Genomic DNA, 6,117 nt, shown 5'->3' with positions numbered 1-6,117 from the left:
GTATACCGATTCACTATTGACTTTACGAAGTAAAAATTGACCATTGACGGCACTAATGGTGAATGGTGAATAGTCAATTCGCTTCGCTTGTGAATTTTTATAAGTATACCGATTCATCATTGACTTTGCGCTGCAAAAATTGACCATTGACGGCACTAATGGTGAATGGTGAATAGTCAATTCGCTTCGCTTTTGAATTTTTATGAGTATACCGATTCATCATTGACTTTGCGCAGCAAAAATTGACTATTGACGGCACTGATGGTAAAATGTCATATCATATTTGAACTGAAATTCCTGTCTGTCGTGTAAATTTGTCTAACAAATTGAAGGACAATGATACAGATAGCCGTTTTTAGTGATGTGCATGGAAACCTTCCTGCACTGGAAGTTGTACTGAATGATATTGAGAAGAGGGGAATCCGGCAGAAATTCTGTTTGGGGGACCTGGTGGATTTTGCACCCTGGGGAAATGAAGTGATAGAAAAAATCAGAAGCCTGAACATTCCCTGTCTGATGGGAAATCATGATGAAAGGATTGCTTTTGATATTCCTGTAGTTCCTTTATCCAAGCATTCAGAAGAAGAAACCAATGCCAGATTTGTTGCGATAGATCACTCTAAAAAACACATTTCAGAACCGAATAAAAAATTTCTTGCTGAACTTCCTTTTCATTTAAAATTAAACTATAAAACAGGGAATAAGCACTGGAATATTCAATTGGTTCATTCCAGTCTTGAAAGCAATGATACTTACTTATACGAATCAGAAAATGATGAGGTTTTTAACGCAATGCTGGAAAGGGCAGATGCTGATCTGATGGTAATGGGACATACTCATTTATCTTTTAAAAAACAGTTTGAAAATGATACCTGGGCTGTCAATTGTGGTTCCGTAGGCCGTTCTAAAGAAGAAAACAGATTGGCTTCTTATTTAGTATTGACTTTAGACGAAGAAAAAATTACCCCAGAAATTGTCCAATTATCCTATCCGATTGATGAAACTGTCCGCCAGATAAAGGAAAGCGGGATTCCGGATTATTATGCTTCCTTTCTGAAGAATGAAAATGTATTAATATTATAATTATTTTGTAATTTTGCATTATAATATTAATAATTAAGTCATGGTTAATTTAGAATGGTATCGTACTTTTAAGGCGATCTATAAAACCGGGACATTGACAGGTGCTGCGGATGCTTTATTCATATCACAGCCGGGTGTAAGCCTTCATTTAAGCTCATTGGAAGCTTATGTAGGTTATAAGCTGTTCGACAGAACCGGTAGAAAAATGATTCCGACAGAACGAGGAAAAGTATTGTTTAATGCAGTAGCTGAACCAATCACCAAGCTGGAAGATGTAGAAAAGAATTTTCAGAAGTCTACTGAGAAACATACTCCGACAATCAGCGTGGGTATGTGTTTTGAGACTTTTCAGACCACCCTGGAACAATATGTTTCTTCCTTACCCTTTAATCTGATTATCAGTTTTGGAGAATATCCTGAAATGCTGGATCAACTGGATAAAGGAATTCTTGATCTTATTATTACCCCGAAAAAAGGGTCTTCACCTAATATTGAACATGAAGCGTTCTCTTCAGAACAAATTATTCTGGTAGGAGGGAAAGATGTGGATAAAGCAGCTTTCAATAAGGTTTTAAAAACAAAAAATGCCAAACAGATAGAGGAATGGCTGAAAAATGAAAAATGGTACGGAACCACGGGAGACATGGAACATCTTTTCCAGTACTGGATATTGAATTTTGGTCATAAACCCAATTTCCGTCCTAATTATATTGTTCCTAACATGAACTCAATCATCCGCTGCCTCAAAGGTGGAACAGGATTAGCTGTTGTTCCTGATTTTCTATGCAGAAATGATATTGAAAACGGTGATATCCAGTTGATTTGGGAAGGAAAGAAGAAATTTGAAAATACGCTTTACTTCGGTTGTCGCAAGAAAACCAATTATCAAACTGAAATAGAACATATTAAAGGATTATTTCGCAAGGTGATGGCTTAATAAAACCATATCTATCATCTGTAAACCGTTTTCATAGATGGGTGCTGGATAATTTTCAATAAAGAAATCCTTCAGAATTCCACTTTTAATGAAACCGTTTTTCTCATAAAATCTGATCTGTTGGAAGCCGGTATCCGAAGTTCCAACAGTCAGTGTTTTATAATGATTTTCTTTCGCAATTTCTTTTGCCTTATCTATCAGGATCGTTCCAATACCTTTATTCCTGTAGCTTTCAATGACGGCAATGTTTTTAATTTCCAGTTCAGTATGGGTCTTCTTGTACAACGCCATTACAGCAATGTTTTCAATACCGTCATGTAAAAGATAGATCTCAGAACTAAAAATATATTGATTGATAGCTTCTTGTGTTTCATCAGCCAGAAGCAGTAAATGATAAGGGATTTCTGAATCCGAATTTAGCTTGTTGAAGGTGAAATTTTCCATTTACAGGCTCATATGGATAATTGGATACTCTTTTCCTGAACCATCTTTTTCCGATCTTCCGATCTTTTTAAAGCCCATTTTTTCATAAAACCCGATCGCCTGAGGATTTTGCTCATTCACATCTACTTTGGTCAATCCCGTTTTCTCTTTCATGAACTGATAAAGTGTTTTTCCATAGCCTTTTCCACGAGTGTCATTGTGAATGAAAAGCATTTCCAGATTGCCCTCTGCTACGGAGGCAAATCCTTCAGCTTCGTTGTCTTCAGTAAGTAAATAGACTTCCAGGTTAGGAAGATAATCTCTTGGAATAACCTCTTTGAAATAATTGAAATCCTCTTCAGCAAGAAAATCATGAGTTGCTTTTACTGCCGATTCCCATATTTCCATAATTCGAGGATAATCCTCTGCATTCGCCAGTCTGATGTGTTGTGACATGATGTTTAATTTAAACAAAAATAAAGAAAATAGCGATGGTATACCAGCAGGAACATAATTTTGCAACCAGCAACCAGCAACCAACAACCAGCAACAAGTAACCAGCAACCAACAACCAGCAACCAACAACCAGCAACTCAAAATTTTTTAACAGGAACAGTAAAATTGGTAGGCAGAATTTCCGATTTTTTATTGCAAATTTGTTTATCACTTTATATTAATCATTAAAATAAAGACTTATGCAAAAGAAAACCTATACAGGACAACCTGTGGTAACCTTAAATAATGGAGTGGATATTCCGGCTTTAGGCTTTGGAGTATGGCAGATGGAAGATCTGAAAGAATGTGAAAATGCAGTAATCAAAGCTATTGAAACAGGATATAGAATGATAGATACTGCTGCTATTTATCAGAATGAAACAGCGGTAGGTGCTGCCGTTAAAAATAGCGGTGTAAACAGAGATGAATTGTTTATCACATCAAAAGTATGGGTTCAGGATCATGGATATGAAAAGGCAAAAAGTGCTTTTCAGAGAACATTAGACAGATTACAGATGGATTATCTTGATATGTATCTAATCCACTGGCCGTATGGAGATTTTCTGGGAACATGGAAAGCGTTGGAAGAGTTATATCATGAAGGGAAAATTAAAGCCATTGGGGTGTGTAATTTTACCGTCGAGAAACTTGAGGAATTAAAGGCTAATTCAACCGTTTTACCAGTGATCAATCAGATTGAACTGCATCCTGTATTCCAGCAGAAAGAATTACAGGTGTATGACAGAGAAAATAATATTGTAACTCAGCCCTGGAGCCCGCTAGGAAATGGTAATGCCAACCTTTTAAGCAATCCTGATCTGAAAGCGATTGCTGAAAAATATGGCAAAACTGTAGCTCAGGTCATTCTGAGATGGCACTTACAGGAAGGTTTTGCTGTAATTCCGAAATCTGTGACCCCTTCAAGAATCGAAGAAAACTTTAATGTATTTGATTTTGTGCTGACAGAGGATGAAATGAATGTTGTACGTTCTTTAGATACCGGAAAAAGATTGTTCTTTGATCCTAAAGATCCGGAATGGGAGCAAAAAATGCTAAATTCTGTAGCGGATATTTAATAGAAATAAAGAGTAAGAATATACCCACGGATCTCACAAATTACACAGGTTTTAATCCATATAATTTGTGAGAACTGTGGGCTTTTTAAATCAATAATAACCCATGACTGCAAAAGAATTCATAGAAACACTCTTGTTATTCAAGAATGAAAAAGAACTCAATAAAGCTGAGAAGTTTTTCAAAGGAAATGATGGAGTTACCAAGAGTTTCGGAGTGAAATTCGGGGATGTCTTTACTACGGCTAAAGAATTTTCGATGATGCCTCTGGATGAAATCAATAAGCTCCTTGATAGTGATTTTTATGAAGTAAGAATGGGGGCAGTAAGCATCATGGATTTCCAGGCAAGAAGTAAAAAAGTATCTGAAAATCATAAGAAAGAGCTTTTTAATCTGTATCTCAACCGCCATAACCGTTTGAATAACTGGGATTTTGTAGACAGAGCAGCCTGCCATGTTATTGGAGAATATCTCATTGATAAATCCAGGGATATTCTGCACAAGCTTGCTTATTCCGATAGTCCATGGGAAAGAAGAACTGCCATTGTAAGCACGCATGCATTTATCAGAAAAAATGATGTAGAAGATACTTTTGCTATTGCAGAAATCCTTGTTCATGACCCGAATGAGCTGGTGAATAAAGCAGTGGGAAGCTGGATCCGAGAAGCAGGAAAAAAAGACAAAAAGAAATTACATGATTTTCTCAGTACCTACGTGAAAACAATGCCTGCTGTTACATTTTCTTATGCCACAGAAAAGCTTGATCCTGAATCAAAATTACACTATAAAGAACTCAGGAAAGCAAAATAAATCCTGCTTTGTTCCATATACAATAGATGTTTATCAACAACTCTAAACCTTAAACCTTTAACTTTAAGTCTTATTCTGAGCAATATCATATCATTGAATAAGAGGTATTGCCTGATTCTTCGTACATTTTAATAAAAATAATTCTTATGTTTTGGCCGGATACAATCAGTAAAAAACTAGGGATACAATATCCTGTTATTCAGGCTCCGATGTTTGGAGTGAGCACCGTTCAGATGGCTGTTGCAGCTGCAAAAGCAGGCTGTATCGGATCACTGGCACTGGCTGACCTTTCTGCAGATCAGTCTGTTGAATTGATCAGAGAGGCGAAAAAATTGACAGATAAACCTTTTGCTGCCAATATATTTGTTCATCACATTCCGGAAATAACTGATGCCTTAAAAGAAAAGTATGGTAAAACCAAGCTTTTTATTGAGCAGCTGGCAAAGGAAAATGCGATTGAAGTACATCTCCCGGATCTTGAAGAAATCAGTGTAAACGGCTACCATGATCAGGTGGATGCCATCATTCAGGAAGACTGTAAAATTTTAAGTTTTACTTTTGGAAATCTGGATGATCCGAGTATTCAGAAATTAAAAGAAAACGGAGTTACCCTTATCGGAACCTGTACTTCTGTGAGAGAAGCCTTATTACTTGAAAATTCCGGTATTGATATCATCTGCGTTCAGGGAATAGAGGCTGGAGGGCACAGAGGAAGTTTTGAAGCAGAAAATATTCCGCAGATCGGAGGATTATCTTTGCTGTCACAGATCTATGAACAGGTAAAAGTTCCTTTGATTTATGCTGGAGGGATTTATGGAGCGAAGACATTGCAGGCTGTTAAAGATTTAGGAGCACAGGGTTTTCAGGTGGGCAACCTTTTACTGGCTTCTCAGGAAAGTGCTTTGCAGCCTTTTGAAAAAGAAAGATTGAAAAAGGTAAGAGAAGAAGAAGTTGTTCTGACGAAGAGTTTTTCCGGAAGATATGCCAGAGGCGTGAAAAATCAATTTATAGAAACAGTTGAAAATTCAGAATATATTTTACCTTATCCTTACCAGAACAAACTGACCAATGCCTTACGTAAAGCAGCAAAATCTTTGCAAAATCCGGAGTTTGTAGGAATTTGGGTAGGGCAGTCTATCCACCCATATAGCGAACTTTCTACAGAAGAAATTCTGAAAAAACTGATCAAAGAATGTGAAAGATAAATCTGTATGTTTTAATTTGATGATAATTTTATATTTTCGTACATCAATATCATTGATCTGCCCCAATATAAAACTAAAACCAATAAAAAA

At 36.6% G+C, this 6,117-nt stretch carries 7 protein-coding genes; 5 read left to right on the top strand and 2 right to left on the bottom strand.

From position 1 onward, the window contains the following. Window positions 1-336 precede the first annotated feature (336 nt). Window positions 337-1,083 carry a metallophosphoesterase family protein gene (locus CQ022_RS21155; protein ID WP_105684456.1) on the top strand — a complete coding sequence of 249 codons (747 nt, stop codon included), beginning with the start codon at window positions 337-339 and terminating at the stop codon, window positions 1,081-1,083. Between the two features lie 40 nt (window positions 1,084-1,123). Beyond that, on the top strand, window positions 1,124-2,020 hold the full coding sequence (locus tag CQ022_RS21150; RefSeq protein ID WP_105684455.1) for a LysR family transcriptional regulator: 897 nt from the start codon (window positions 1,124-1,126) through the stop codon (window positions 2,018-2,020). Here CQ022_RS21150 and CQ022_RS21145 read toward each other — a convergent pair. Further along, complete coding sequence (locus CQ022_RS21145) at window positions 1,997-2,464, bottom strand: GNAT family N-acetyltransferase (RefSeq protein WP_105684454.1); 468 nt, start codon at window positions 2,462-2,464, stop codon at window positions 1,997-1,999. The genes CQ022_RS21150 and CQ022_RS21145 overlap by 24 nt on opposite strands. Then, window positions 2,465-2,899 carry a GNAT family N-acetyltransferase gene (locus CQ022_RS21140; protein ID WP_105684453.1) on the bottom strand — a complete coding sequence of 145 codons (435 nt, stop codon included), beginning with the start codon at window positions 2,897-2,899 and terminating at the stop codon, window positions 2,465-2,467. A 239-nt stretch (window positions 2,900-3,138) separates the two neighbouring features. Between CQ022_RS21140 and CQ022_RS21135 the strand changes: the two genes are divergently transcribed. The 3 genes from CQ022_RS21135 to CQ022_RS21125 all read left to right on the top strand — a co-directional run bounded on the left by CQ022_RS21135 (window position 3,139) and on the right by CQ022_RS21125 (window position 6,027). Continuing rightward, window positions 3,139-4,014, top strand: coding sequence for an aldo/keto reductase (locus CQ022_RS21135; RefSeq protein ID WP_105684452.1), 876 nt, complete (start codon window positions 3,139-3,141; stop codon window positions 4,012-4,014). A gap of 103 nt (window positions 4,015-4,117) precedes the next feature. Then, window positions 4,118-4,822: a DNA alkylation repair protein gene (locus CQ022_RS21130; RefSeq protein ID WP_105684451.1), complete on the top strand. Its 705-nt coding sequence runs from the start codon at window positions 4,118-4,120 to the stop codon at window positions 4,820-4,822. 146 nt (window positions 4,823-4,968) lie between these two features. Further along, window positions 4,969-6,027 carry an NAD(P)H-dependent flavin oxidoreductase gene (locus CQ022_RS21125; protein ID WP_105684450.1) on the top strand — a complete coding sequence of 353 codons (1,059 nt, stop codon included), beginning with the start codon at window positions 4,969-4,971 and terminating at the stop codon, window positions 6,025-6,027. Window positions 6,028-6,117: the final 90 nt, after the last annotated feature.

It is taken from the genome of Chryseobacterium culicis, assembly GCF_002979755.1.
GTDB lineage: Bacteria > Bacteroidota > Bacteroidia > Flavobacteriales > Weeksellaceae > Chryseobacterium > Chryseobacterium culicis_A.
Note: the sequence above shows the minus strand (reverse complement) of the source record. Positions and strands in the feature narration are given on the sequence as shown.